Consider the following 24,050-nt stretch of genomic DNA (forward strand, 5'->3'; position numbering starts at 1 on the left):
CTCTTATTACTCCCACAACTAGTACTAACTAAGTCGATACAAAAAAATGGGCTGGGGAGCCTATCTTTTGGATCATCTTGAGCAGATTGCTCATCGGTATACTCCCACTATCTATTTCTTCGCAATCTGCTGTCTAGAAAAAGGTAATAGTCGTTCGAGCCGAAAGACTGTACGTCCTATTAGCGAGCGACATAAACTGGCGAGCCAGTCTTAAGGCCGAACGACAAAATTCGCAGGGCAGGGGATATGGGGGTAAGAAGAGTGAGCTTACACAAAAAATTGGTGGGGAAAAGCGTATTAAAAACCTGTTGAGGGAGTTTTTTAAGGCGAGAAGGGATCGCTTTTACCGATATTGGTAAGATCAATCGGTGGGTTGAGCTGCTGGAGGTGATTGATAGTATCGATGGTCTTTTTATCAAAATTGATCTTGGTTTGATCGAGCTTAGCCCGCTGGTCTGCCAGATAAGCTTGATCTGGCTCTAGAGACACCAACCGACTAATCAAGAGCCCAGCATAGCCAACCAGCACAATTACAGCTGCCACTATGAAGAGGCCTTTAAATTTCAGCGCTATGGCAGAGACTTTTTTGATTACGGCTTTAAAATTAATTTTTAGTTTCATGGCTTGACGTAAACATTTAGCGTAATGCTAAAGGTTAATCCTTTGTTATTGTCGGCTCGGGTAATTGATAGGGCCGAAACGTTACTGTAGCGGCCGAGGTTTTCGACTGAGGCCAAGAAGGCTTGGAGTTGATCGTAACTACCGGATAGCTGGAAGTTTATCGGCAGCGCTAGGACATCGCCGCTGCGAACGGTTTGACTGGTAGAAGTCGGTAAGCCATTGTTGGCTTGGAAACTGGCGCTCGGCAATTTCATGCCGGCGTTGGCGGCTAATTGTTGGATTTGCAAAACCACCTCGGACTGGTTCTTGTCCGTTGGTAGAGCGACATTGAGTTTAGCCAGCGCCGGTTGTAATTCTTGGAACTGCTTCTTCAAATCACTGAGTTGATCAAGGTGTTCTTGAGCCAGCGTGGCATCAGCCGCGGTTCGGGCTAGAGCACCGGTTTGGGTGCGGATCTTTTTGATACCCATATAAAAGCCGCCACCCAGAACTATGGTCAGTACCAAGCACAGACCTAGCAGGATAAAGAAGAACTTCTTGGGTTTCACCTGGACGCTCCTGGTTTGAAGGCCACTGTCACGTTAACTTTATAGACCCCATCTGCTGGATTCGAGATATCGTCAATCGAGGCATCTTTGATCCGGCTCGACGTTACCAAGGCATCACGAAAGCTGACGGCCGAAGAGTAAGAATTGGCAGTGGCGGCAATTTTAACAGCCTGCTTGGAATCCCCCGTCAAACTAATCGAATTGATGAAGACGCCCCGCGGCGTGTGGGCCGCCAAGTCAGCTAGCAGACTGGAAAAGCGAGCCTGATCTCCCACCAAAGTTTTAAAGGCCTTCAAGCGGCTGTTGGCCGCTTGAGCCTGCGATTCTAGATCTTTATAGCCATTAATTTGGCTTTGCTTAGCCGCAATGTCTTTTTCGTAAGACTGTTTTTGATGGCTAATATAGACTTCAGCCCCGGCGAATTCGGCTCCGACTATCAGAATCACCAAGCTTAGCAACCAAACGTAGCGGACCACAGTGCGGTTGCGTTTGGCGTAGCTGGTTTCGGCTTTGACTGTTGGCGGCAGCAGGTTGATCATGGCATGACCTCGAGTAAAGCCAGGCCGATGGCAGTGGCGTACATGGGCGCTTCCAGGGGATCTGGGCTTTTGACGTGTTTAATGCCCAGATTTTGCCAGGGGTTCGCTACCGTTAGTGGGACACCCAGGCTTTTGGTTAAATAATCAGTTAGACCCGGCATGTTAGCACTACCGCCGCTGACGACCACCGAGCTAATTTGCTGCTTGCCGGTGGTGCGATCTTGGTAGTACTTCATGGCTTTCTTCATTTCGCTGATCAAACTTTTTAACAATGGATCCAAAGCTTCCATGACCTTGGATTGCAACCCACTCGTGCCAATGCCAAACTTGTATTTGATTTCATTAGCTTGTTCGGTGGTTATGCCCAAGTTTTTGACTAGAGCGGCCGTGACTTGATCGCCACCAACCGGAATCGTCCCAGTAAAGCGAATAACTTGATCGTAAACCGCCAGATCAGCCGAGATCGAGCCAAAGTCCAAAATCAAACTAGGGCCTTGAGCGTTGCTGGCCGCCATGACCGAGCGCGTGATCGACATTAAACTAATTTCGACAGCGGCAATACCCAGACCTAGGGCCGTAATCAGTTTGACGTAGGAATCAACAATGGCTCTGGGCGCTGCCACCATCAAAATATCGGTGTGGGGTTCGCCTTTTTCGGGCTTATTAATGCCAATAATCTCATAATCCATGTACAAATCGGTTGGCGGCACCGGAATCGACTGCTCGGCTTCCAGGCGAATGGCCTCTTCCAAGTCCTTCTTGTCCATGATCGGTAGTTGCAGGGTCCTAGTAAAAACTTTGGCCACTGGCAGGGCCGTGGCCACTTTTTTGGCACTAAACTTCGATCCGCTGCTGGTAAGCACAGGGGCGATTTGTTTGGCCAAACTTTCGGGATCAACCACAATGCCCTCCACGACTGATTCGGCCGTGAAGTTGACATGACCATAGGCCACCACATCAACACCCTTGTTGCCATGGCGAACCTGAACTAACTTGGCATTATGACTACCAATGTCGAGACCCATTAGGGAGCTCTTGCGGTAGACCAGGGGAGTTTGCAACCTCACCTCTCTCGTAGCATTAGCAGTTTAATTATAGCACGAGCGCTTTGACTTTCTAGGGTAATAAATATTGACAATATACTAGTAAAAAGGTTTAATTAATCGGTAATTTGACACCGCCGCAGTTAGTCGGTAAAACCCTGGCAATCAGCCAAAAAGGGTACACTGGCGGCCCAACGAAAGGCAGACCAATGCCTGGTTCCATTCACTCCATGTCGGTCGGCAAGCTCGAAAGGTTCCTTGAAACCTTAGATGCCGCCGGTGTGGCCGAAGATGATGTCGACAATCTTCTGGCTGGCAACCGTGTCGGTCGCAAACTGACCAACTGGTGGGTGGATCAGTTAAAGAAGCGGCGAGCCGACGAACCAATCGCTGCGTTGAAAATCAACTATAGTCAGTCCTTGGCCAAGATGATCGCGGCGGGTGAATTCGATCGCGTTTCTCCGGGGATTACCGAAGAGAGCTTCCCCATTGCGCCAGGTCCTGAGCGAGTTGAAGCCACTCGGCTGCAGTTCGAGACTTCCTGTACAACAGGCTACGTCTTGACCGAGATGGAGCGTAGGCTACTGCGGCCAGCGACATTGCCGGAGCTGCTGGCCTTTGCGAGGTCGGGTCATCAAAGCGTACTGCCGACCATCGCTCTTGGGGCAGCACACAGACCAAATCCAGTTAGCTACAGCTTCGTCTGCAGCCTGATGTTCGACGAGACAGGCAGTCATCTCCTGCTTGAGGCGGACAAAAATGACTGGGATCCCGGAGTGTTGTTTCTGGCCATTCGTAAGTACTCGTAGAAGGAATACACTGTGCCCGCTCATTCGTGAGCGGGCACTTTACTTTTATAACCAAAAAACGGCCCTCGGGCCGTTTTTTGTGAGTCAAACTAAACTAGTTGGTGCTGGTGACTTCGTAGGTGTTGGTCGTACCAGCTTTAATCTGCGAGTCCTTGGTGTTTTCCAAGGTTGCATCGAGGACGTAGCTAGTACAAGCGCCAGCGGCACAACCCGATGGGACCGGGGTGTAAACGTAGGCGGGGTTACCGGACTTAGGATCTGCCGGCATACTGGGGATATAGGCCGTCACCAAATGGGCGCTTAGACCAGCGTAGTCTCCAGCTGGATAGGCATTGTTGTCATTGTAGTAGGTTTCGAGGGCGTTTTTGACCGCGCGCATATCACTCTTACGCTGAGCGTCGCGGGCTCGCTTCGGACCACTGGCCAGACCTGGCACGATGATCAACGCCAAAATACCAATAATGACGATTACGATCAGAAGTTCGAGCAGGGTGAAACCTTGCTGCCTTCTTAACAATTTACGCATGTGAGTGCTCACCTCCTTTATATTATGGCGATTCAGCAGTTAAGCTGTAATCACAGTAATAATAAAGCGCCTATGCTTAGAAGTCAATCACTAAACTTGGTTATTCAGCTGCGAAATTGGGCCGAAGACCGATAGCACGATGAAGCCGATCATGACGCCTAGGGCGATAATTAAAACTGGTTCGATGATGGAAGCAATGCTTGAGATGACGGTATCAACTTCGCGTTCGTAAAAATCGGCCACTTTAACTAAAATTTCATCTAATTTACCGGTTTCTTCGCCAACCAGCGTCATTTGCGCCACAATCGGGGGAAAGAGTTCCGAGTTTTTGAGCGGCTCGGAAATTGATTTACCGTTGCGGATGGCCCGGGCCATTTCATCCAAGGCATCACTGAAAAGGCTGTTTTTGAGGGCCGATTTGGTGGCGGTTAGAGCTTCCATGACATTAATTCCGGAAGACAGTAGCGAACCAAAGGTTCGAGCGAACCTGGCCACGTTGACTTTAATAATAATGGGCCCAACGATCGGCGCTTTGGTTAGGACCCGATCGACAATGCGTTTGCCCCGAGCAGTCGCATGAAAGCGGATGAAGGTTACCACTATGGCCACCATTATGATAATTAATATGTACCAGAAGTGAGTCATAAAGTTGCTTATTCCCAACAAGATTCGGGTGTAAATTGGCAACTGGCCGCCTAAGTCTTTGAAGATGACCGACAGTTTCGGAACGATGACGGTCATCAAAAAGAAGAAGGCAAATACGGCCACGGTCGAAATAACACCAGGATAAATCATGGCGCCGCGGACTTTGCCGACGATTTCGGCGTCTTTTTCTTGCTGCGTGGCTAAGCGCTCGAGGACCTCATCCAAAATACCACCAGTTTCGCCGGCCCGGACCATGTTGATGTAAACGTAGCTAAAAACGTCGGGGTGCTGGGCCAGGGCATCAGCTAGAGTCCCGCCGCTTTCCACCCGCTTAGTGGCATCGCGCAAAGCCTCTTGCAGGCGTTTGGATTCGGAAGCCTCCTCGCTCAATATCGTCAGCGCCTTGACGATCGGGACACCGGCATTGACCATGGTGGCCAACTGGCGCGAAAAGATGACTTTGTCTTTGAGCTTGACCTTGCGGCCTTTTTTAAACAGGCCAAAGCCGCCGCCCTCCTTTTGCTCTTTGACTAAGACCGGCACCAAGTTTTGTTGCGACAGGCTAGCGAGCGCCGCCGCTCGGTCGGTGGCTGTAAGAGTCCCTTGTTGCATGGAGCCAGTTTTAGTCCTGGCAGTGTAGCTAAACTGTGCCATTATTCTTTGGTGACCCTTAGGATCTCCTCGATTGTAGTTAGCCCGCGAACGGCTTTGGTAAAGCCATCTTGCTGCATCGTTTTCATACCAGCCTTGATGCCAGCGGTTTGAATATCTTCGCTGGTTGCGCGCGTCACAATCATTTTTTGGACTATGGCATCAATTTCTAGGACTTCGTAGATGCCGATGCGGCCGTTATAACCTGTCGGGCCGCACTGATCACAGCCAGGTCCCGGTTTGAAGAGAATAAATTGATCTTTGCTGAGCGTTTTGGGATCGATTTTGGGTGCGGCTTGGGCTACAGCCGCCGGTTTATTAACATCCGAAGGGCGGTTAATAATGTTGGGGTCGGTCGTAATTTTATCGAGAATTGAATCGTCTTTGGTGATTTTATGTAAGGGTTTTACGACTCGCTCATTCATACCGGCTTTGGCAGGTTCTACGGTTGCCGGTTTTGGTTCCGGTGCCGCCGGCGCTGCCTGGGGTAAGACGGCCGCGGCCAGAGCTTGATCGACCTGAAAAGTCTTGCGGATATCGGTCATCTCCTCGGCCGAGGGCAAATACTGAACGCGACAAACATTACACAACCGGCGCACCAGACGCTGGCCAATAACGGTGTTAACGGTGGAGGCGATTAGGAATGGTTCAATCCCCATATCGAGCAAGCGCGGCAGGGTGGTGGCGGCATTGTTGGTGTGCAGGGTTGAGAGCACAATGTGGCCGGTTAGGGCAGCCTGCACCGCCAAATCGGCTGTTTCTTTATCGCGAATCTCGCCGACCATGATGATATTGGGGTCTTGGCGCAGCAGGGCTCTAAGCCCATTGGCAAAAGTCATGCCGGCTTTGGGGTTAACTTGGGTTTGATTAACGCCTTGGATGCGATATTCCACCGGATCTTCGACCGTTGAAATGTTGATGCCAGGTGTATTAAGCAAGCTCAAAATACTATACAGCGTCGTCGATTTACCCGAACCGGTCGGGCCGGTCACTAGGGTCATGCCATGGGGTTTCTTCAGGTTGCGGTTAATGACTTCCAGCGATCGCCCCTCGAAGCCTAATTCTTCCAGCGTTTGGGCCTTGGTTGATTCATCGAGCAAGCGCATGACGACTTTTTCGCCATCCATTACCGGTAGGGTCGAAACTCTAAGGGCCACTGATTTGGAACCCAAGGAAAATTTGAAACGACCATCCTGGGGGATACGATGTTCGTCAATTTTAAGGTTAGCTAGAATTTTGATACGAGAAACCACGGCGTTCAAAATCGGTTTGGGAAGGGTCATACTTTCTTGCAAAACCCCATCGATGCGGTAGCGGACTTGGACCAAATTTTCGCGCGGTTCGATGTGAACATCCGAGGCCCGAGCTTTGATGCCGTATTCCAAAATGATGTTCACGGTTTTGGCAATTGGCGCATCCTCGGCTAAATCCTTGGCACTAACCTCTTGATCCTTGCTTTCCTCTTCCGATGAATCGTGAATGGCTTTGGTAATTTCGCTATCGATGTTGCCCTTGTACTGATCGATCAAGGCCAAAATGTCGGAGCTAGCGGCGGCGTGCACTTTGACGGGGTGACCGAGCTGCTTTTCGATGAAATCAATGGCTTGGAAATCTTCCGGGTCGGCCATGGCCAAATCCAGCTCACCCTTTTTATCGCCAAACAAGACGACCTGATATTTGCGGGCAATCCGTTCAGGGATTTTGGTCAGAGTGCTTTTGGGCAGCTTGACGTTGGCCAGATCCACGAACGGTACATCGATGCTAGTGGCATAGAGCTTTACCAAGTCTTTTTCGCTAATAATTTTGCGCTTCAAGACGGTTTGAAGCAGGGTTTCGCCCGATTCTTCGGTGAATTTTTCGGCGTCTTTGAGCGAGACCGGCTTGACCTTATCGGAAGCCAGCAGCAGTTTCTTGAGCTCCTTATCCGCGATCTGCATATACCGAAATTATAGCATAAGGGTAATCCCGGATTGAAAATGTAACGACCCCGTCTGACGACGAGGTCGCAAGAGTCGTCTTACTCGACAACCACTTGATCAAGCAGGGTCACTCTGGTCCAGCAGCCGCTGCCATCGAACTCGATTTTGATTCTGCCTTGCCGCTGCATTTCCGACAATCGGTAACGCAAGTCGTCGGCCGGGATATCGACGAGCGGTTCGAGTTCTTTGACCAGCACGTCACCTTCGGGCACAAACTGGTGGCCTGGGCAGCTCGCCAGGAATTCGGCGATATCCTTTTGCTTCTGCTCGTTCCGGACCCGTGTTTCGAACGAATTCGGCCAGGTCGAAGGCTTGCGCGGGGCGGCGGGTTCGGCTTTGGCAGGCTCTGGCTTTGGTGGAGGGAAAACTAAATCCGGCATCAAGGTGTAGATCCCAAGACGGTGTCGACCCCCGGATGTTAGTCGGTACCAAGAGTGTCTGCCGTTTGGCACACCTTGGATTAGATCGACCTCGACTAGGTAGTCAATCGACCTATTTACGTCCACTAGGTCCAAGCCAAGTCTCTGATGGGCGAAGGTGGCAAATGGCATAGGCGGGATTTCCAGCTCATCCATCTGTGAGTCTTTGATCAAAAACAAAACCAGATTCTGGGTCCGGCTGAGTTGCATTAAAAACTCCTGCGGTAAGGTAGGTGCGAAGTGGCCTGATTCTAGCCCAGAGGGATTTAAAAAACAAGGTCTTGACGTTCGGTTTCTGTTTGGCTAATGTTGAATTGAGGGTACAAATAGGTAAGGGGGATTTTATGAAACGTATCAGTGCCCTTTCGGCCGCCGTAATTGTTTGCCTGAGCATTAGCCAGTTTGTGCGGGCTGAAGCGACCAATCACATTGTTATTAGCGAACTTCAAACTGGCTCGTCCGCCAGCGCTAGCCAAGAATTTATTGAACTCTACAATCCGACCAATCAAGCCATCTCGGTTGAAGGCTGGCAGTTGCAATATCGTCCAGCTGGAGCCACCAGCAGTTGGACTAATCGGACCAGCAGCGGGCTTCACGGCTCGATTGCAGCCAACGGCTATTATCTAATTGCGGCCACAACTTATCTCGCCAGTGCCGATGCGGCTTTTTCGTCCGGGATGGCCCAAAGCGGTGGTTCAGTTAGGATCGTCGATGGCACCGGACAAGTTATCGACGTTCTCGGTTGGGGGACGGCTGTTGAATTTGAAGGATCGCCAGCGGCAGCCCCGGCGGCTGGCCAAAGTTTGGAACGCCAGCCGGGTGAGGCCAACCCCAGCGGCGGAAATGGGATTGATAGTGATAACAACCAGGCTGATTTCGCCATTCGGCAAAACCCCGAGCCACAGTCAACTGTTAGTGCTATCGAAGTCCCGGGCGATCCAATAACAACACCGGTTACAAACCCGGGATCATCAACCGATACTGGCTCGACCCCAGCCAGCTCGCCTAGCTCGGTTCTGGGCCAACCCAAAATCAATGAGCTCTTCATCGATCCAGCCGCACCTTTGACAGACCTGCACGATGAATTCATTGAGCTCTATAATCCCACCCCTAGTCCAATTGATTTAACGGGCTACGTCCTCAAAACCGGGGCAGATTTTCATGACACCTACACTATCCCCAGTGGCAGTTTGGCGGTCGGCGGATATATAGCGCTCTATTCGACCCAAACCCACTTGAGTCTAACCAATACTGGCGGGGCAGCCGAATTGCTCGATGCGAGTGGCGGTGTGGTTGACCAAACTGATGTTTATGATGGTTCATTGACCGGCCTGAGCTTTTCAAGATTTGGCGATGATTGGCGCTGGAGCACCGCACTTACGCCTGGTGCTGCTAACATTTACGCGGCCGTGCCCAATGCCACCTTGGCTTCGGCCTCTAGCTCAGCTCGAACTTCCAGTCGGCGAGCGGCTAGTTCGAGATCGGCGGCTTCCAAAGTTAAGGCCGTTAAAGCCACCAAAGCTCCCAAGGTCGCTGGGCTGTTGGCCGACCAACACACTGCCGGGTTGGCCAGTCGGTGGTTGATCATTGGGCTGGCTACCCTTACTATTGGGTACGCAATCTATGAATTCCGCTACGACTTACAAAACCACTACACACGGGCCAAGCGAAACTATCGCACTTGGCGAGAAGCTCGGCGCCCGCCTTCAGGGCGGTGAGGTTATTGAGTTAGCTAGTGATCTGGGCGGTGGCAAAACCACCATGGCTCAGGGCATTGCGAAAGGTTTGGGGTATGACGGTGATATCGTCAGTCCAACCTTTACTATTAGCCGCGTTTATCAATTGTCCCATGGTCGCGAGTTACAGCACTATGATTTCTACCGATTGGAACCAGATGACATCACTGCCCAAGAACTGGCCGAAGCTGCGGGTGATGAATCTAAAATTGTCATGATCGAATGGGCCGGACATGTTGGAGCCAATCTGCCAAAAGATCGGCTCAGCGTCAGCCTAATTGCGCTCAGCGAAACCGATCGCGAAATTACTTTTTCTGGCAGTGGCCGCTATGCCAAAATCATCAAGGACTTGAAGGCATGATCTTAATTCTCAAAACGGCCGGTATGGAATGCGAAATTGGTTTGCTTGATGAAACTGGCCAAAAAATCACTGGCGAAATTTGGCAATCGGGCCGCGAATTATCCGAAGGATTACTGACGCACATTCTAGAGATCATTAAACAAAACCAGGCCAGCATTGATGACCTCAGCGGCATCATAGTTTTCGAAGGCCCCGGGTCATTCACCAGCCTTCGCATCGGCCTAAGTGTTGCTAACACCATGGCTTATTCGCAAAACCTTCCGATCGTCGGATCAACTGGGAAGAATTGGATTACGGCTGGTTTCACCAAACTCAAATCAGCCAAACCAGGCGATTACGTTATGCCAGCCTACGGCGCCGAGGCGAATATTACAAAGCCGAGGAAGTGAGTTCAATGCACCTATTTTCGCTCGACAAAAAATCGGAACTTCCGGATAATTAAATCATGAGTCCGGAAGCAGAAAATCCTGGAGATGAAAGGAGATCATCTGCCTGGCAGCAGGTTGGTCGGGAGTTTTATCGTCAAAACCAAGAATTGCTATCAACCCAGCAAACTCGCCCTCTTGTTGGGAATGATGAACCAGGGGTAGCTGAAGCTATCTATGAAGACCCAAAACTAAGGGAATATACCAAATACCCAGGTACTATCGCCGAATTTAGTAATCGGCTGGGTCAACCCTGCTCCGTAGAAAAACGTCAAGCGGTCTCCCCAGATTTAATCGATGCATTAGAGTTTAGTGTCTATAGCGATTCCGATGCAGAAGGCGCTGGTGATTGGATCGATGCCTATTTGATCAGTCCAAGCGGCCAAATCCTTGCCGCCGAACACCGTCTAGCAACGTCTGATAATGCCGATTATGAATTTAGCCCAATTCCAATTCATCTTGAAGAACTACTTTTTAAAATCCAAACTGAGTTTAGGCCGTCGCCGGAATCAACAGCCCAAAAAGACGATTGACCCACTTGAAAGTTTGGACGTAAACTAGAGCTACAGTCACACGTTGATTAATTCCTTATCGGTCCGCTGTTAGTATCATTTGGCTGTTCAACTACGGTATTTCAACTTTATCTCAATCATTCCCCTAATGGCGGTCTATTTCGGAACGGAAAGCAGGTTAATATATGCTACCCCTATTTGTGGTAGCGGCGCTGGCTGCTGGTGGAGCAACCGGCTACGCTACGAATATCGCTATCAATAAAAACAAAAGCAATACGGCTGATAGCAAAGCCAAAAAAATTCTAGACGAAGCTCAGGCCAAAGCCAAAGAAACCACCCTCGAGGCCAAGACCGATGCTATTAAAATTGCCGAAGCCGCCAAGCGGGAAGAAAGCGAACGTCGCAAGCAATTGATCGAAACTGAAAATCGGTTGAGCTCGCGCGAAACCACGTTAGATAAAAAGCTGGAGGAACTCGACCGCCGGGCCGAAGGCTTGCGCCAACGCGAAACCGACATCGAGGAACTCAAAGATGAGATCCGGACGATTCGGACTAAACAGCAGGAGAATTTGGAAAAAATTGCCAAACTCAAGCGCGAAGAGGCTAGAGACAAGTTGATGCAGATGACGGAGCGCGATATCAAGGCCGACTTGGTTGGCTTGGTCGATAAATTAAGAGGCGAAGCACAGGCTGAAGCCGATGATAACGCTCGGGTCATCGTGACCACCGCCATGGAGCGCATTGCTGGTGATCTGACTTCGGAGCGGACGGTGACGGCCGTGGAACTTCCCAGCGAGGAAATGAAGGGCCGCGTTATTGGCAAAGAGGGCCGCAACATTCAGGCCTTTGAGCGAGCCACTGGCGTTGATGTCATCATCGATGAAACGCCCGGTGCCATTATTCTTTCTAGCTTTGATCCGCTGCGCCGCCAAGTTGCGCGCATTGCGCTGGAAAAATTGCTCCAAGATGGGCGGATCCATCCGGCTCGGATCGAAGAAGTCGTTCAAAAGGCCGAAGCCGAAGTCGATAAGATAGTCAAAGAGGCCGGCGAAAAGGCTTTGAAGGAAACCGGTGTAGTCGGTGTACCGCCAGAACTAGTTCAATTACTCGGTCAGCTCAAATTTAGAACTTCGTTTAGCCAAAATGTCCTGCAACATTCTATCGAGATGTCGCAACTGGCTGGCATTATTGCCACAGAAGTTGGAGCCGATGTGCGTATAACCAAAACAGCCGCCCTGTTGCACGATATCGGCAAGGCTTTGACGCATGAAATTGAAGGCAAGCATCACCACATCTCTGGCACCATGATCCGCAAATACGGAATGGATGAAGTTATTGCCCACGCCGCCGAGGCCCACCATGATGATATCGATGCCACTACGCCCGAGGCCATGATTGTCCGGGTGGTTGATGCCATTTCGGCTGGTCGCCCCGGTGCCCGCGGCGATACGCTCGAAAACTATGCCAAGCGTATGACGGAGCTGGAAAACTTGGCCAATACCTTCCCTGGCATCAACAAAAGCTATGCCGTTTCGGCTGGGCGCGAAATCCGCATTATCGTGACCCCTGAGGAAATCGACGATCTCCAAGCTATCAAACTAGCTCGCGACATCGCCACCAAGATCGAAGCCACTCTGAAGTATCCTGGTACCATCAAAGTCAATGTCATCCGTGAAACTAGAGCCACCGAGTTCGCCAAATAAGAGCTTGGATATTTGTGCATTCGGCTAGAATCGGCCTGAGATAGCAGTTTTTTATGTATTTTCAAGGCTTGTATTAAAACCAGCTCGGGATTACACTACAAAATCGTAATAGGAGCACAATAAAGCTATGACAAAGCACGAATTGATTGATAACCTCTCACGCGAAACTGGTATGACTAAGCGTCAGGTAGAGGATGTGGTCGCCAAGTTAACAGGCATTATTAGCCGGACTATCAAGGGTGGCGAAAAGGTCTCCATTACTGGTTTTGGTACCTTTGATTTAGGCAAACGGGCCGCACGCCGAGGTGTTAATCCGCAGACTGGGGGCGAAATTCGCATTCCGGAGATGCCAATGCCTCGCTTTCGGGCTGGCAAACGTCTAAAAGAAATAGTGCGTTAAGACTAAACAACTCTCACAAAAACACCCGTCAAATCCGGCGGGTTTTTTGTATTGTCAAACAATTATGTTAGGCGTAAGCTAGCGATGAGCACTTTGAGTGGGGAAAAAGAATAGCCAGTAAGTTGCTTCAAAGTTCAACGTCTGACTCTAGTGAGTTGGAGGTGCCCTATGTGGCAGGACCGAAATCGCAAGCCAATCTGGCAAATGTCTCCTGAGGAGCGCCGGGCTGAGGCCCATCGACGCGAGGAAGTCAGGTCAAGCCCGGCGACCGCTCATCGATTCACTTCAGTCGTTTTGAGTGACATCGATGCCGCACTGAGCGAATCGAAGGTGGTGACTGCGCTCGAGTTCTAATCACCCCGAGTCATAATCAGCCGGCAGGCCAAACAACGAAACAGGGCGAGGACTTGATTGTCCTCGCCCTTAAGCGTTCTCGTTTTTGTTTTCGGCGCCGTTAGTTCGATTCGTGTCTGGTTGCTTGCACCATCGGAAGAACCGCTCGGCCTGGAATGACTCGGTAGAACCTGGTTAGCTCGGAGATACTCACCCACCGCCCGAGCCCAGATTGACCAAGCTCAAGCAGTACAATGGTGTGATCTTTCTCGCGCCGGAAATCCGCCAGTCGGTAGACCCTGCTGTCGTGGAGTCTCTGAACCAAGCAATTGATCCCGAAGCCCAGTCCAGCAGCTTCAGTAACTGGCATTTCACGCACGTCGAAGACGGTGCGTCGATCTAGCCAATCCCGATCGTGGAGTAGTGGGTCGTGCACGAGCAACGAGATTGTCATTGCTTGCTCCAGTCATTGATGAGAACTTGAAACCGCTTATGCAGTCTCATAACTCCACTATCCCACTAATTATTTATTTGTCAATACATAAAGCTATTTTAGCTAGCTGGCCCAGCCACAAAGGTTAGGGCATGGCCGCGGTGGCCAGCTCGGCCAGTCCGGCCGATGCGATGAATGTAGTCCTCATAGGTGGTTGGTTGATCGAAGTTGATAACGTGGCTGACTTGTGGGATATCGAGCCCCCGCGCGGCCACATCCGTTGCCACTAAGATAGAGGTGCGACCATCCTTAAAGGCCTGTAAGGCTCGTTGGCGCTGAGGCTGAGATTTATTACCGTGAATGGCTTCAGCCTTAAAGCCCTGCCCGGCCAGATTATCAGCTAGACGTTGAACGCTCCATTTGGTTTGGCCAAATATCAAGACTTTATCGAAATCTGGTTGGGCCAAAAGGCCTTGTAGAATCCGAATCTTTTCGTCCTTAGACCCAGCCCGAATAATATTTTGCTCCACGTGGTCACTTGTTTCGCTGGTGCGAACCGAAATAACCACTGGATCAACCAGCATCTGATCGATCAAACGGCGGATGTCGGCTGGAATAGTAGCGCTAAAGCAATACGACTGCCGTTTGGCTGGCAAGCGGTCCAGCAAGAATCGAATATCATGGATAAAGCCCATATCGAGCATCCTATCGGCTTCATCCAGCACCAAGATGCCCACGCTACCCAGCTTTAGGGCGTGCTGATTGTAGAGATCCTTTAAGCGGCCGGGCGTACCAACCACGACTTGCGGCCCCTGCCTCAATTGGCTAACTTGCCGATTGATACCTGCACCACCAACTATCAAGGCCGAATAGAGCCTGAGTCCCCGAGCAAAGGCCCTAAATTCCTCATCGATTTGAATGGCTAGTTCACGGGTTGGCGCAATAATCAAAGCGGTTTGGTTCGGTTGATGCTTGAGGGCCTGGATAATTGGCAACACAAAGGCCGCCGTTTTGCCGGTACCGGTGTTGGCAATGCCAATAATATCGCGCCCGGCTAGCGCCGGTTTGATGGCACCGTCTTGAATTGGGGTTGGGATGCTAAAACCGCGTTCGGCAATGGTGCGCTCAAGCTCTGGCATTAAACCAAAGTCATTAAAGGTGTGGGTGGGCACAAACTCCGCTTGGTCGGCCGGCTGGGCGGCTTGGTTGATAAAGCGTTGGGGGTCAATATATTGTCCGGCGCGTTGAGGCCGGTTGTTGCCGCCATGGCGGGAGTTGCGAAAAACCTTGTTGCCCCGCTGGCTAACGGGTTTAGCGAATGAACTTTTGCTCATGAATACCTTTCTATTAGATCTAGCTGATGAACGGCGAGATCTAGTAGATATACTCGGTATTCACCCAAAGTTGCTATACAAGAATTAACTATAACATACAAGATCATCTTTGTCTATAAGTCTTTTAGTGTGATGTGCCTACTTTTTGACCTAACCCAGTGCTAAACTACTAATTATGACTCAAGTAAAGCTATATTCTTGGAACGTTAATGGTATAAGAGCGGTTATTCGCAAAGAATCGCTGACCGAGTTCTTTGCCCGTCACCAACCTGATATTTTATGCTTGCAGGAAACAAAGGTTGGCAAGGATGCGGTTGAAGTTGAAACCCCTGGTTATGAGCAATACTGGAACTCAGCCGCCAAACCCGGTTATTCTGGCACCGCTATCTTTTCTAAAACCAAGCCCCTCAAAGTTACCAATGGATTCCCCGAAGGTTTTGCTAGCAAATACAACTTTGTCGATCATGAGACCCGTGATGCGGCCGGTGAAGGTCGAGTAATCGCGGCCGAATTTGATAAATTTTACGTCGTCACCGTCTACACCCCGAATGCCAAGGACGATTTGAGTCGAATCCCCCTGCGCCATGAGCATTGGGACCCAGCCTTTTTGGCCTACTGCCAAGAGCTCGAAAAAACCAAGCCGGTGGTTTTTTGCGGTGACCTGAACGTCGCTCATACCCCCGATGACTTAGCTAGACCCAAGGAAAACGAGGGCAAAAAAGGCTTTACGGCTGAGGAGCGTGAGGGTTTTGACAAGTTTGAAGCAGCGGGCTTTATTGATACCTTTCGGCTCTTTACACAGGGCAACGGTTTCTACACCTGGTGGAGCGCCTGGGGTGGTGCCCGTGAACGTAATGTCGGCTGGCGGATCGATTACTTTATGGCTTCCAAACAACTCAAAGACAAAGTGATAGAAGCCGATATCCACCCCGACATTATGGGATCCGACCATTGCCCGATCAGCGTAACCCTGGATCTTTAAGGAGGAAATCATGAAACTCAAAGGCGCATCCGGCTATTCCTACTACGTTAGTGATCTGGATAAGACGGCGGACTTTTACACTAAGCTTGGGTTACAAATTAAGGAACGCACCGATAATCGCATCGTCATCTACCTCAACTGGTATCGCATCGACTTAGTCAAAGCTGGTCCCGAAGATTACGCCGAATTTCGTGACGAGGCTGATAAGGGCGACAAGGGCGCCGGAGTCTTCCTCTACTTTAATGTTGATGACGTTGATGCAACTTATAAGGAGCTGGCCGATGCCGGTATCAAACCGGCCACCGAACCGGCCGACCAGCCCTGGGGTAACCGCGAATTCGTGATATTGGATCCGGATGGTTATAAACTTGTCATATTCAAACGCAAAGCCGCTAAGAATCCGTTGAATTAATAAGCAAACGCCCGCCGACCTCATAGATCGACATGGCGTCTACTAAAGTCAGCGGGCTACCCCTTAATCGGCTTCCAGTGTGAGGGAGCTCTCCCATCGATCATGCTGAGAGCTTCTTTGAGCACCTTTTGATCATCGATGAGCACTCGCAAGTATTTCTTAACCCCCAGCTTTTTTACCCGTCTCATTGGAGTGATGCCGAATGGGTTGAGAAACCCGGAGCATGCCAGACCCAGGGCAAATGCGATCTCCTGTCCATTGAACTCTCGTCCGGCCCACCCGAGAACGACTGGGTAGAGACGCTCGACTCGTGCACTGTCGTCTGAGACACTCAGCAATCGCTCGAGCATTTCATCGCGATCAGGAAGCGTAACCTTTTGATCGGACATTATTCCTCCAGAGCAGGGGATGAACGCCGCAACCTTACCATATGTAGCCAACTTAGTCAATCTGGTCCAACACGTAATCGTTCTTGAGTTAAAATGATTTCAGTGCTCGAATTTAGAAACCTAGGTAAAGATGTTCCTATAGCCCCCTTTACGACTTATCAAATTGGTGGGCCAGCTGACTATTTCATCACCGCAAATTCGAAATCTGAGTTGGCTGAAGCCGTTTCATCCGCTCGCAATGAAAATATGCCGTATTTTATCCTCGGAACGGGAGCTAACATCCTGGTTGGAGATAAAGGCTTTCGTGGGCTGGTTATTCACAATCAGGCTAAGTCTTTTCATTTTGATGATAACTTGCTGATTGCCGAAAGCGGCTGCGTTATAACCGATTTGATAACGGAATCGGTTAAAAAAGGACTTTCCGGTTTGGAACATTTTGCGGGAATTCCGAGTAGCGTTGGTGGGGCAATTTGGCAAAATCTTCATTTTCTGGCGCCTGACCGCAAGAGCACTATCTTTATTGGTCAGTTTATTAAATCTGCTGATATTCTTGACCGAACAGGCGAAGTCCATACAGTCGGCAACGATTTCTTTCAGTTTGGGTATGATGACAGCATTCTTCACCACCAAGAAATCGCGGTGCTTGATGTAACTTTTGCCCTGGACTCAAAACCCTCCACACAAATCGAAGAACGGGTTATAGCCAACTTAGCTTGGCGAAGCAAAAAACAGCCTCAACTAAGCGAATATCCGTCATGCGGTTCAGTTTTCAAAAAAATCGAAGGCGTAGGGGCCGGGCGGTTAATTGATAAGGCCGGACTTAAGAACAAACAAATCGGTGGGGCCGCAGTCTCTAGTAAACACACCAATTACATAGTCAATAAAGCCAATGCCACAGCCGCTGATGTTCGCAAATTAATCTCGATCGTCCAAAGTGAAGTGAAGCGGGATAGCGGTTATAACCTGGAGCCGGAGATTAGCTTCATAGGCGAATTTTAGTACTTATAAATTTGGGGCGAGTGATGGGGCTCCCGCCAGCCGGCGGATAAACTTCTCGCCCCCTTCTTTACATCAAAAAATGCCGATGACACTGGGTCACCAGCATTTTTTGGGGCGAGTGATGGGGCTCGAACCCACGACCTACTGGACCACAACCAGTCGCTCTAACCTACTGAGCTACACCCGCCGCACGAAAACAAATTATAACAGAAATTATGGCGGATGGCGAATAATATATGAGGTTAAATGCTTGACAAATTGTATATATAATCCTATGATTCGCCAATCACCACTCGGTGAGGAAATCGTGGGGTACTCGACAAGTAGAGGGGGTCAGCTATGAATCAAAAAGCGCGGCTGGCTTCGTACATCGAGGCCGCCATCATCATGACGAACATCGTCGATCCGGTGGGTGAGTGCGGCAGCTGTGGCGAAAGGGTTGATGCTTGGATGCGCCAACACGTCAACTTGTACGGACAGCCGATTCCAACGATTTGCGTGGTCGAGTTCAAGTACTTGGCAGCATTCTTTGGTCCTGGTGTTCTGGAGGGAAGCAAGGAAGCCGCCAGAACTCTCAGCTGCACCTATGGCTTGCCCTTTGTTGGCTGGGTTACTGGGAACGTCCCGAATCGACGTGGTTCGCCACATTGTCGACAGATCTACAGGCCGTGGGGTCCAGCTGAATGGGACTAGGCCCCAACTGTGCGCAGCCGCTAACGTGGCTGCGCACAAACTTTTTTAAATCGCTTGAGCACAAATTGGGCAGACCTCGGTTTCTTCAAAACCGGATTCCCAAGTCCGAAAAGCTTTGCCCATCGGCATGAATTGCAAAAATAGTCTAAGATCGGCTAATCGCCGTAAAACCCACCCTAGGTAACCGTAGATGCTGAGTTTACCCCATTGAACAGCCGCCCAATTTGGCCCGACCGGTATGGCGCTGATCGGTTTTTTGGCTTGGTAAGGCTGCGTATGGCCCTTAGTTATGAGTTCGGTCACATAATTGGCATCGTGGAGGGCAGTTTGGGCTATCCCGCAGTAGGGCGTATCGGCGTTATCGCCGATGACGTAAACGTGGGGCAGCGCCATCAAATGCTCATCGACTGCCACCCGCCCACCCTTACCAAATTTAAAGGTTTGGCCTTGAGAAGCGAAAAACGGATTATTAGTAACACCGGCTGTCCAAGCCACGATGTGCGAGCTGATGTGCCCGCGGGGCAAGTCGAGTTGATCAACTTCCTCGCTCATGACCCGAGTATTTAGATGTACGTCGATTCCCAAGTGTTTCAAGTGGGCACTTACTCGGCGGGCATAGGCTTCGGGTAATGCCGGCAACAGTCTGGGGCCAGCTTCAATCACATCGATGGCATAGGCTTTGTTTAAGTGATGGGACTTGCGAATATGCTTGATGTAGGCCGAGAGTTCACCAGCCAGTTCAACCCCCGTCGGTCCGCCGCCGATAACAACATAATTATGCTCGGCCCTTTGGCCACTGACTAAATCTTCATGAAGCTTGCGTTTAAATTCTAAGGCCTCTTGAATACTCTTAATGCCGTATGAATATTCAGCTAAACCTTTGATACCCATATAGTTAGTTACGCTACCCAGAGCCAAAATCATCTCATCGTAGGGGTAGACCGAACCACTGGCGCCGATAACTTTTTGGCCCGAAATATCTAGTTCAGTGACCTCATCACAAACTACCTCGATGTTTTGGTCTGACTCAAAAAAGTCGGCTAGAGAAATAGCTGATTCAAACGGCGATCGGCCGGTGGCTGCGCGATACAGAGCCGGGTGGTATTCGAAGTAGTTGTTTTTAGAGATTAACTTAACGCTGTAGTCGGCCTGGCCAGCCAGATTAATAGCGGCCCGCACACCCCCAAAGCCACCCCCAACAATTACGATCCGCTTCACGCTCTGGCTTTAACGAAGGCCAGCAATGCCAGTAGCAGCATGACGCCGGCTCCAATCAAAGCCACACAGGCGGCATAGGCCGAAACCATTCCAAAGACGGAGAAGGCATAGGCTGTTAGTAAGCTGGAGCGGAGCATATCACCTTGGAAGAGGACGTTTTTTAAGGCAGCCAGTTTGGCATCGGTCGGGGCGGCTTGAGCGGCCGAGGAAACCTCGGCATAGGTTTTACCGCCGCTAGCTTTCATCATGTGTTCCCAAATGAATTCATCGGCGTAGGCTTTGGCCTTGGGTCCGGTATCAACGGCCTGGCCACCGTAGCGTTGCAAACCAGGGAATTCACTGGCACTTAAACCGGCACTGCCTGCCGCTGGGAAGGTAATTTTTTCTTGGACCAACTGTGAGCGGACTCTGGAAGTAGCGAAGTTATAACCCAAGCGAGCGAATCCGGCGCCAACCACCAACACCAGAGCTAAGACAACCCCGATTGAACCAAGGACGCTATAAAACTCTTTTTGCGAAATATTTTTTGCCATGACTAAGCCTTTTGATTAAATCCTAACATCATTTTAACATAAGCTCTATCCGCTAGTTCCCCATTTGGCTGCCAGTATCGAAAGATCGAGAATATTCACAACGCCATCACCGTTCAAATCGCCTTGAGCAGCAGTCGCACCAGTCCGGCCATAATTCGCCGCAAAGATCGAAAGATCAAGAATGTTTACAATACCGTCATGATTAATGTCAGCCGGACCACCCCCGCCCCCGCTAGAGGTAAAGTTGGGACCTTTGGCGTTGCCGGTGTTGAGGTAATCGTGACCAAACATGTTCCAAGAGTTGCTGGTGCTCGATACACCAGGAATCTCCCACATGAATAGATGCAAATTCCTGGGCACTCCATACCCATCAGGCTGCCAGTCGCCGACGCCTAACTCTACTTTGCCGTTGTTATCCAGGTCGTTGACTGCTAACGGCGCTTCAAAGTCGTTAATGATGGCACCATTGGCGGAATCAATAAAGGATCGCTGCCATAGGACGCTCGATAAATCACCGACATTGATAATGCCTTGGTAAGGTGCAGCAAAGACCACCTTACCACTAGTACCAACACCAGCCACCGAGACGTTAGGTCTGGATTGTAGATCCGTGGTGATGGGGTAGAGTTGTCCGGCACCATTAATGATACTGACATTGCGCAAGCCAACTGCTACATCGTCCTTACCGTCGCCATTATAGTCAAAGACGATCGGAGAGGTTTGGACAGGCTGGGATTGATTGATGAGGTTGTGGTTAATTGCAAGGGCTGGCGGCCAACCAGGTATCAAAGTACCGTCTTTTTTAACAGCGTAAACCGCAGCCAAATAAGTACTGTTGGAATTTGATTGGCCGACCGCAACCACATCTTTTACACCATCACTATTTAAATCACCGATTGCGACTGCGGAGTAAAACTGCATGGCTTGGCCGTTAAACAGCGGCGGGGTAAAAGGCCAACCGGGTAGTACAGTGCCAGTATTATCAAAGGCATATAACTGGCCTTTGAAGCCAAAGATTATTTCGGGCTTACCATCACCATCCAGGTCAACCACTGTTGGCCGGGGCGAACTGATGGGAACGTCGGGAGTACTAAATGGCAGAACCTTGGGGAACCCAGGAGCGGAAGTGCCATCAAGGTGCTTGGCGTAGATATAGTTGTAACCGTCAAGAGTTGTGAAAGAGATGAGTTCCTTTTTACCGTCACCATCAAGATCTGCCACCACTGGCGTCATATCGCTAAGATCAGCATCGGCAATCCTAACGTAAGGCGTAAAACCAGGATAGGCCGTGCCGTCATTTTTATAGACTCGGGTCACAGCGCAGGGGTAGCAAATGTCTTGATCGAAGTTGGTTTCAGTGGTAATTATTTCTGGTTTGCCATCACCATCGATATCAACAATTGACGGCGCTTGGGTAGTATAATTGTAGTCCGGTCCGATAGTTATCGGGAACCCGGGCAAGCTGGTGCCATCACGGTGAAAGGCGTAAAGTTTATTACTCGAACTGGTAACAACTACATCCAGCACCCCATCGCCATCGACATCACTATAAGTAACAGTCGAAATACAGTTGGCACAGTCGGGCGATGCCGGCAGCGCTTTGGGCCAACCGACAACCACATCATTATCGGTGTCCAGTTGGCTGACTGTACTGGTTGTAGCTCCGTTGCTAGCATTAACAGTTAGCCTGAGCAGATATTTTTGCCCTAGCACAAGCGTCGAGGTATTCCAGGTCCCGAGCTGGCCATTGGTAACAGCTAGGGTACCACTATTGGTTAAAGTAATGCCGCTAATGGACCAGGCAGTTGGATTGCTAACTGGAGCCCATTCGAGTTTATAGTTGGCAAATTGCAAACCGTTTTTGGTTACAGCCGTACCGGTTATTGGCGCCACCGTGGCTGGTTTTACCAAGGTAAAGGGCGAATCAATCGCAATATCAAAGTTATCAATCGTGACATCAAAAATTTGGGCATAATCAATTTTGCCAGCCGAGTTTGTGGCTGCCAGTCGAAAAGTATAGGCGCCATCTGGTATATGGGTACTATCAAAAGTGGCTAGCGTGGTTGTAGCGGTCGGCTGGGTAGTCGAGGTCACAAGCGTAGACCAGGAGGATGGTTCACGACCTAAGCCGTATTCGATTTTGTAGTTACTAAAGCCGCTACCCCCGACAGATCCTGTGATGGTGGCAGCGCTGCCAAAAATAGTGGCCCGGCTAGAAGGGGTGGCAATAATCGGAGTCAGTGGGTGGGTGGTTGCCAGCGCCATGGAGCCGGCGGCGTTAATGCGGCCATAACCGAACGAATCATCCTTGCCCGCCGTGCCGATGTCGTCAGCCCCCTGGCGGATAATTTGCTTAAGTTCATCAACATTTAGAGCCGGATTCTTAGCTAGCAGCAGGGCTGCTTGTCCTGCCACGTGGGGTGAGGCCATGGAAGTACCACGAGCAATGGCGTAATTACCGCTAGGGTCACTGGCTAGTGGCGGGAAAACGCTACCAGACTGAGACGATCGCGTGGACAATATAAAGTCATCGGTGCCGCCCCAGGCCGCCGCATCACCACCTGGGGCTGCCACGTCGATCTTGGCTCCCTTGTTGGAAAAACCAGCCTTTTGGTCGTTGGCACCACTGGCGGCTACGGCTACAGCATAATCGGCGCTGGCTGGGTTAAAGTCCAGTGAATCGGTGTTGGAGTTGCCAGCAGCCGCTACGAACAAAGTGCCTTTGTCGTGTTCGTACTTGACGGCATCGTCCATCATTTGGGAGGTGCCACCACCACCGTAGCTATTGTTGGTCACGCGGGCGCCCATGTCGGCCGCATACTGGATACCCGTTGCAATCACGTCAGCATAACCACTCCCAGTTGCATCAAGAATTTTAACGGCCATGATTTTGCTTCTCCAGTTGACGCCGACGACGCCAATACCGTTGTTACCAGCAGCACCAATGGTGCCGGCCGTGTGGGTGCCGTGGCCGTGGTCGTCCATGGGGTCGCCATCGTTATTAATAAAGTCCCAGCCGTAATAATCGTCAACATAGCCGTTACCATCGTCATCAATGCCGTTACCAGGGATTTCGGCGGTATTAACCCACATATTGCTAGCCAAGTCGGGGTTATTGCGATCCACACCAGTATCAATGCTGGCCACCACGATGCCAGTTGAGCCAGTGGTTTGGTCCCAGGCGCTAGCGGCATTAATTTTCTTAAGCCCCCATAAATCACTGGGCGTGCCCCATAAACTACTGGAACTGTAATAGGGATCGTTGGGGATTAGTTGGGCGTGATTAACAAAATTGGGTTCAGCTACCTCAATTGCGCCACTGGCCTCAAGCTGCTTTTTGGCAATTACAAACCTTTGCTTGCCCCGGTCCTTACTGTTACCGCCGGCATTATAGGTCCGGCCAGGGCTAGTTGGATCGCTGGCTAGAGTAATTTTATACCAACGAAATAATGGACTAGCCGGATTGGAGTTTTTAGAGGGGCTAGCCACTCGGCTAAATTTGGTGGCCTTTAGTTTCCGATTGACGGCGTTCAAACCAGCGTTGCCGGTGTCATTGGGATTGCCAGTATGTTTGGCTCTGGCTGCCGCGGCTGGGGTAAGTCGCACCAAGACCTCATTACTGGCGGCATCAACTTCGGCACCACTAGTGGCTGCCGGTGGTCCGGGGCGCCCACTACCGCGCGAAAACAAGACCCAAAAAATTCCACCAACCGCTAAAATGCCCGCAATAACAAAGACAGTCGATCGGGAAAACTTTGGTCTACGGAGCTTGTTTACCAATTTAATAAGTTTTTTCCGCCTCATAAA

Annotated in this window: 25 protein-coding genes and 1 tRNA gene; 12 read left to right on the forward strand and 14 right to left on the reverse strand. The window is 50.5% G+C overall.

Features of this window, described 5'->3' with window-relative positions:
* Positions 1–321: 321 nt before the first annotated feature.
* Genes VLE72_03025 through pilM form a run of 4 tightly spaced genes read right to left on the reverse strand, consistent with a single transcriptional unit; the run spans position 322 to position 2,775 of the window.
* The gene (locus VLE72_03025; protein HSX14856.1) at positions 322–621 is read right to left on the reverse strand and encodes a hypothetical protein; all 300 of its coding nucleotides are present in this window, start codon (positions 619–621) and stop codon (positions 322–324) included.
* Positions 618–1,169: a type 4a pilus biogenesis protein PilO gene (pilO, locus tag VLE72_03030; GenBank protein ID HSX14857.1), complete on the reverse strand. Its 552-nt coding sequence runs from the start codon at positions 1,167–1,169 to the stop codon at positions 618–620. The genes VLE72_03025 and pilO overlap by 4 nt, the downstream gene beginning before the upstream one ends.
* Positions 1,166–1,708 carry a PilN domain-containing protein gene (locus VLE72_03035; GenBank protein HSX14858.1) on the reverse strand — a complete coding sequence of 181 codons (543 nt, stop codon included), beginning with the start codon at positions 1,706–1,708 and terminating at the stop codon, positions 1,166–1,168. The genes pilO and VLE72_03035 overlap by 4 nt, the downstream gene beginning before the upstream one ends.
* On the reverse strand, positions 1,705–2,775 hold the full coding sequence (gene pilM, locus VLE72_03040) for a type IV pilus assembly protein PilM (GenBank protein HSX14859.1): 1,071 nt from the start codon (positions 2,773–2,775) through the stop codon (positions 1,705–1,707). The genes VLE72_03035 and pilM overlap by 4 nt, the downstream gene beginning before the upstream one ends.
* A 185-nt stretch (positions 2,776–2,960) precedes the next feature.
* Between pilM and VLE72_03045 the strand changes: the two genes are divergently transcribed.
* Positions 2,961–3,560 (forward strand): hypothetical protein, encoded by a 600-nt coding sequence (locus VLE72_03045; GenBank protein HSX14860.1) that lies wholly within the window; start codon positions 2,961–2,963, stop codon positions 3,558–3,560.
* Between the two features lie 94 nt (positions 3,561–3,654).
* Here VLE72_03045 and VLE72_03050 read toward each other — a convergent pair whose 3' ends face one another.
* The 4 genes from VLE72_03050 to VLE72_03065 form a co-directional block, all read right to left on the reverse strand.
* Positions 3,655–4,086: a prepilin-type N-terminal cleavage/methylation domain-containing protein gene (locus VLE72_03050; protein ID HSX14861.1), complete on the reverse strand. Its 432-nt coding sequence runs from the start codon at positions 4,084–4,086 to the stop codon at positions 3,655–3,657.
* Positions 4,087–4,176: 90 nt separating this feature from the next.
* Entirely contained in the window at positions 4,177–5,385 is a 1,209-nt protein-coding gene (locus VLE72_03055) for a type II secretion system F family protein (GenBank protein HSX14862.1), read from the reverse strand.
* Entirely contained in the window at positions 5,385–7,319 is a 1,935-nt protein-coding gene (locus tag VLE72_03060) for a GspE/PulE family protein (GenBank protein HSX14863.1), read from the reverse strand. The genes VLE72_03055 and VLE72_03060 overlap by 1 nt, the downstream gene beginning before the upstream one ends.
* 80 nt (positions 7,320–7,399) lie before the next feature.
* On the reverse strand, positions 7,400–7,990 hold the full coding sequence (locus VLE72_03065) for a hypothetical protein (GenBank protein ID HSX14864.1): 591 nt from the start codon (positions 7,988–7,990) through the stop codon (positions 7,400–7,402).
* A 134-nt stretch (positions 7,991–8,124) separates the two neighbouring features.
* Between VLE72_03065 and VLE72_03070 the strand changes: the two genes are divergently transcribed.
* From VLE72_03070 to VLE72_03100, 7 genes are all read left to right on the forward strand, one after another.
* A complete protein-coding gene (locus VLE72_03070; GenBank protein HSX14865.1) occupies positions 8,125–9,498 on the forward strand; it encodes a lamin tail domain-containing protein in 1,374 nt (457 codons plus the stop codon).
* Positions 9,404–9,877: a tRNA (adenosine(37)-N6)-threonylcarbamoyltransferase complex ATPase subunit type 1 TsaE gene (gene tsaE, locus VLE72_03075; protein HSX14866.1), complete on the forward strand. Its 474-nt coding sequence runs from the start codon at positions 9,404–9,406 to the stop codon at positions 9,875–9,877. Before VLE72_03070 ends, tsaE begins: the two co-directional genes overlap by 95 nt.
* Positions 9,874–10,266 carry a tRNA (adenosine(37)-N6)-threonylcarbamoyltransferase complex dimerization subunit type 1 TsaB gene (tsaB, locus tag VLE72_03080; GenBank protein ID HSX14867.1) on the forward strand — a complete coding sequence of 131 codons (393 nt, stop codon included), beginning with the start codon at positions 9,874–9,876 and terminating at the stop codon, positions 10,264–10,266. Before tsaE ends, tsaB begins: the two co-directional genes overlap by 4 nt.
* 56 nt (positions 10,267–10,322) lie before the next feature.
* Positions 10,323–10,835, forward strand: coding sequence for a hypothetical protein (locus VLE72_03085; protein ID HSX14868.1), 513 nt, complete (start codon positions 10,323–10,325; stop codon positions 10,833–10,835).
* A 164-nt stretch (positions 10,836–10,999) separates the two neighbouring features.
* The gene (rny, locus tag VLE72_03090; protein HSX14869.1) at positions 11,000–12,517 is read left to right on the forward strand and encodes a ribonuclease Y; all 1,518 of its coding nucleotides are present in this window, start codon (positions 11,000–11,002) and stop codon (positions 12,515–12,517) included.
* A 127-nt stretch (positions 12,518–12,644) separates the two neighbouring features.
* Entirely contained in the window at positions 12,645–12,917 is a 273-nt protein-coding gene (locus tag VLE72_03095) for an HU family DNA-binding protein (protein HSX14870.1), read from the forward strand.
* A gap of 168 nt (positions 12,918–13,085) precedes the next feature.
* Positions 13,086–13,271 carry a hypothetical protein gene (locus VLE72_03100; GenBank protein ID HSX14871.1) on the forward strand — a complete coding sequence of 62 codons (186 nt, stop codon included), beginning with the start codon at positions 13,086–13,088 and terminating at the stop codon, positions 13,269–13,271.
* 531 nt (positions 13,272–13,802) lie between these two features.
* Here VLE72_03100 and VLE72_03105 read toward each other — a convergent pair.
* Complete coding sequence (locus VLE72_03105; protein HSX14872.1) at positions 13,803–15,017, reverse strand: DEAD/DEAH box helicase; 1,215 nt, start codon at positions 15,015–15,017, stop codon at positions 13,803–13,805.
* A gap of 175 nt (positions 15,018–15,192) precedes the next feature.
* On the opposite strand from VLE72_03105, the gene VLE72_03110 reads away from it, so the two are divergent.
* Positions 15,193–15,999: an exodeoxyribonuclease III gene (locus tag VLE72_03110; GenBank protein HSX14873.1), complete on the forward strand. Its 807-nt coding sequence runs from the start codon at positions 15,193–15,195 to the stop codon at positions 15,997–15,999.
* 10 nt (positions 16,000–16,009) lie between these two features.
* Positions 16,010–16,411, forward strand: coding sequence for a VOC family protein (locus VLE72_03115; GenBank protein HSX14874.1), 402 nt, complete (start codon positions 16,010–16,012; stop codon positions 16,409–16,411).
* Between the two features lie 56 nt (positions 16,412–16,467).
* Here the strand turns inward: VLE72_03115 and VLE72_03120 are convergent, their stop codons facing one another.
* Positions 16,468–16,800 carry a hypothetical protein gene (locus VLE72_03120; GenBank protein ID HSX14875.1) on the reverse strand — a complete coding sequence of 111 codons (333 nt, stop codon included), beginning with the start codon at positions 16,798–16,800 and terminating at the stop codon, positions 16,468–16,470.
* Between the two features lie 102 nt (positions 16,801–16,902).
* Between VLE72_03120 and murB the strand changes: the two genes are divergently transcribed.
* On the forward strand, positions 16,903–17,799 hold the full coding sequence (murB, locus tag VLE72_03125; GenBank protein HSX14876.1) for a UDP-N-acetylmuramate dehydrogenase: 897 nt from the start codon (positions 16,903–16,905) through the stop codon (positions 17,797–17,799).
* 110 nt (positions 17,800–17,909) lie between these two features.
* On the opposite strand, the gene VLE72_03130 is transcribed toward murB, so the two are convergent.
* Positions 17,910–17,986: transfer RNA gene (locus tag VLE72_03130), tRNA-His, on the reverse strand.
* Between the two features lie 152 nt (positions 17,987–18,138).
* Here VLE72_03130 and VLE72_03135 point away from each other — a divergent pair.
* Positions 18,139–18,492 carry a hypothetical protein gene (locus VLE72_03135; protein HSX14877.1) on the forward strand — a complete coding sequence of 118 codons (354 nt, stop codon included), beginning with the start codon at positions 18,139–18,141 and terminating at the stop codon, positions 18,490–18,492.
* A 45-nt stretch (positions 18,493–18,537) separates the two neighbouring features.
* Here VLE72_03135 and VLE72_03140 read toward each other — a convergent pair whose 3' ends face one another.
* Genes VLE72_03140 through VLE72_03150 form a run of 3 tightly spaced genes read right to left on the reverse strand, consistent with a single transcriptional unit; the run spans position 18,538 to position 24,047 of the window.
* Positions 18,538–19,710, reverse strand: a complete 1,173-nt coding sequence (locus VLE72_03140) for an FAD-dependent oxidoreductase (GenBank protein HSX14878.1) — start codon at positions 19,708–19,710, stop codon at positions 18,538–18,540.
* Positions 19,707–20,243 carry a hypothetical protein gene (locus VLE72_03145; GenBank protein ID HSX14879.1) on the reverse strand — a complete coding sequence of 179 codons (537 nt, stop codon included), beginning with the start codon at positions 20,241–20,243 and terminating at the stop codon, positions 19,707–19,709. The genes VLE72_03140 and VLE72_03145 overlap by 4 nt, the downstream gene beginning before the upstream one ends.
* Positions 20,244–20,288: 45 nt before the next feature.
* Entirely contained in the window at positions 20,289–24,047 is a 3,759-nt protein-coding gene (locus tag VLE72_03150; protein HSX14880.1) for a S8 family serine peptidase, read from the reverse strand.
* Between the last annotated feature and the right edge of the window lie 3 nt (positions 24,048–24,050).

It is taken from the genome of Candidatus Saccharimonadales bacterium, assembly GCA_035480635.1.
Taxonomy (GTDB): domain Bacteria; phylum Patescibacteriota; class Saccharimonadia; order UBA4664; family DATIHN01; genus DATIHN01.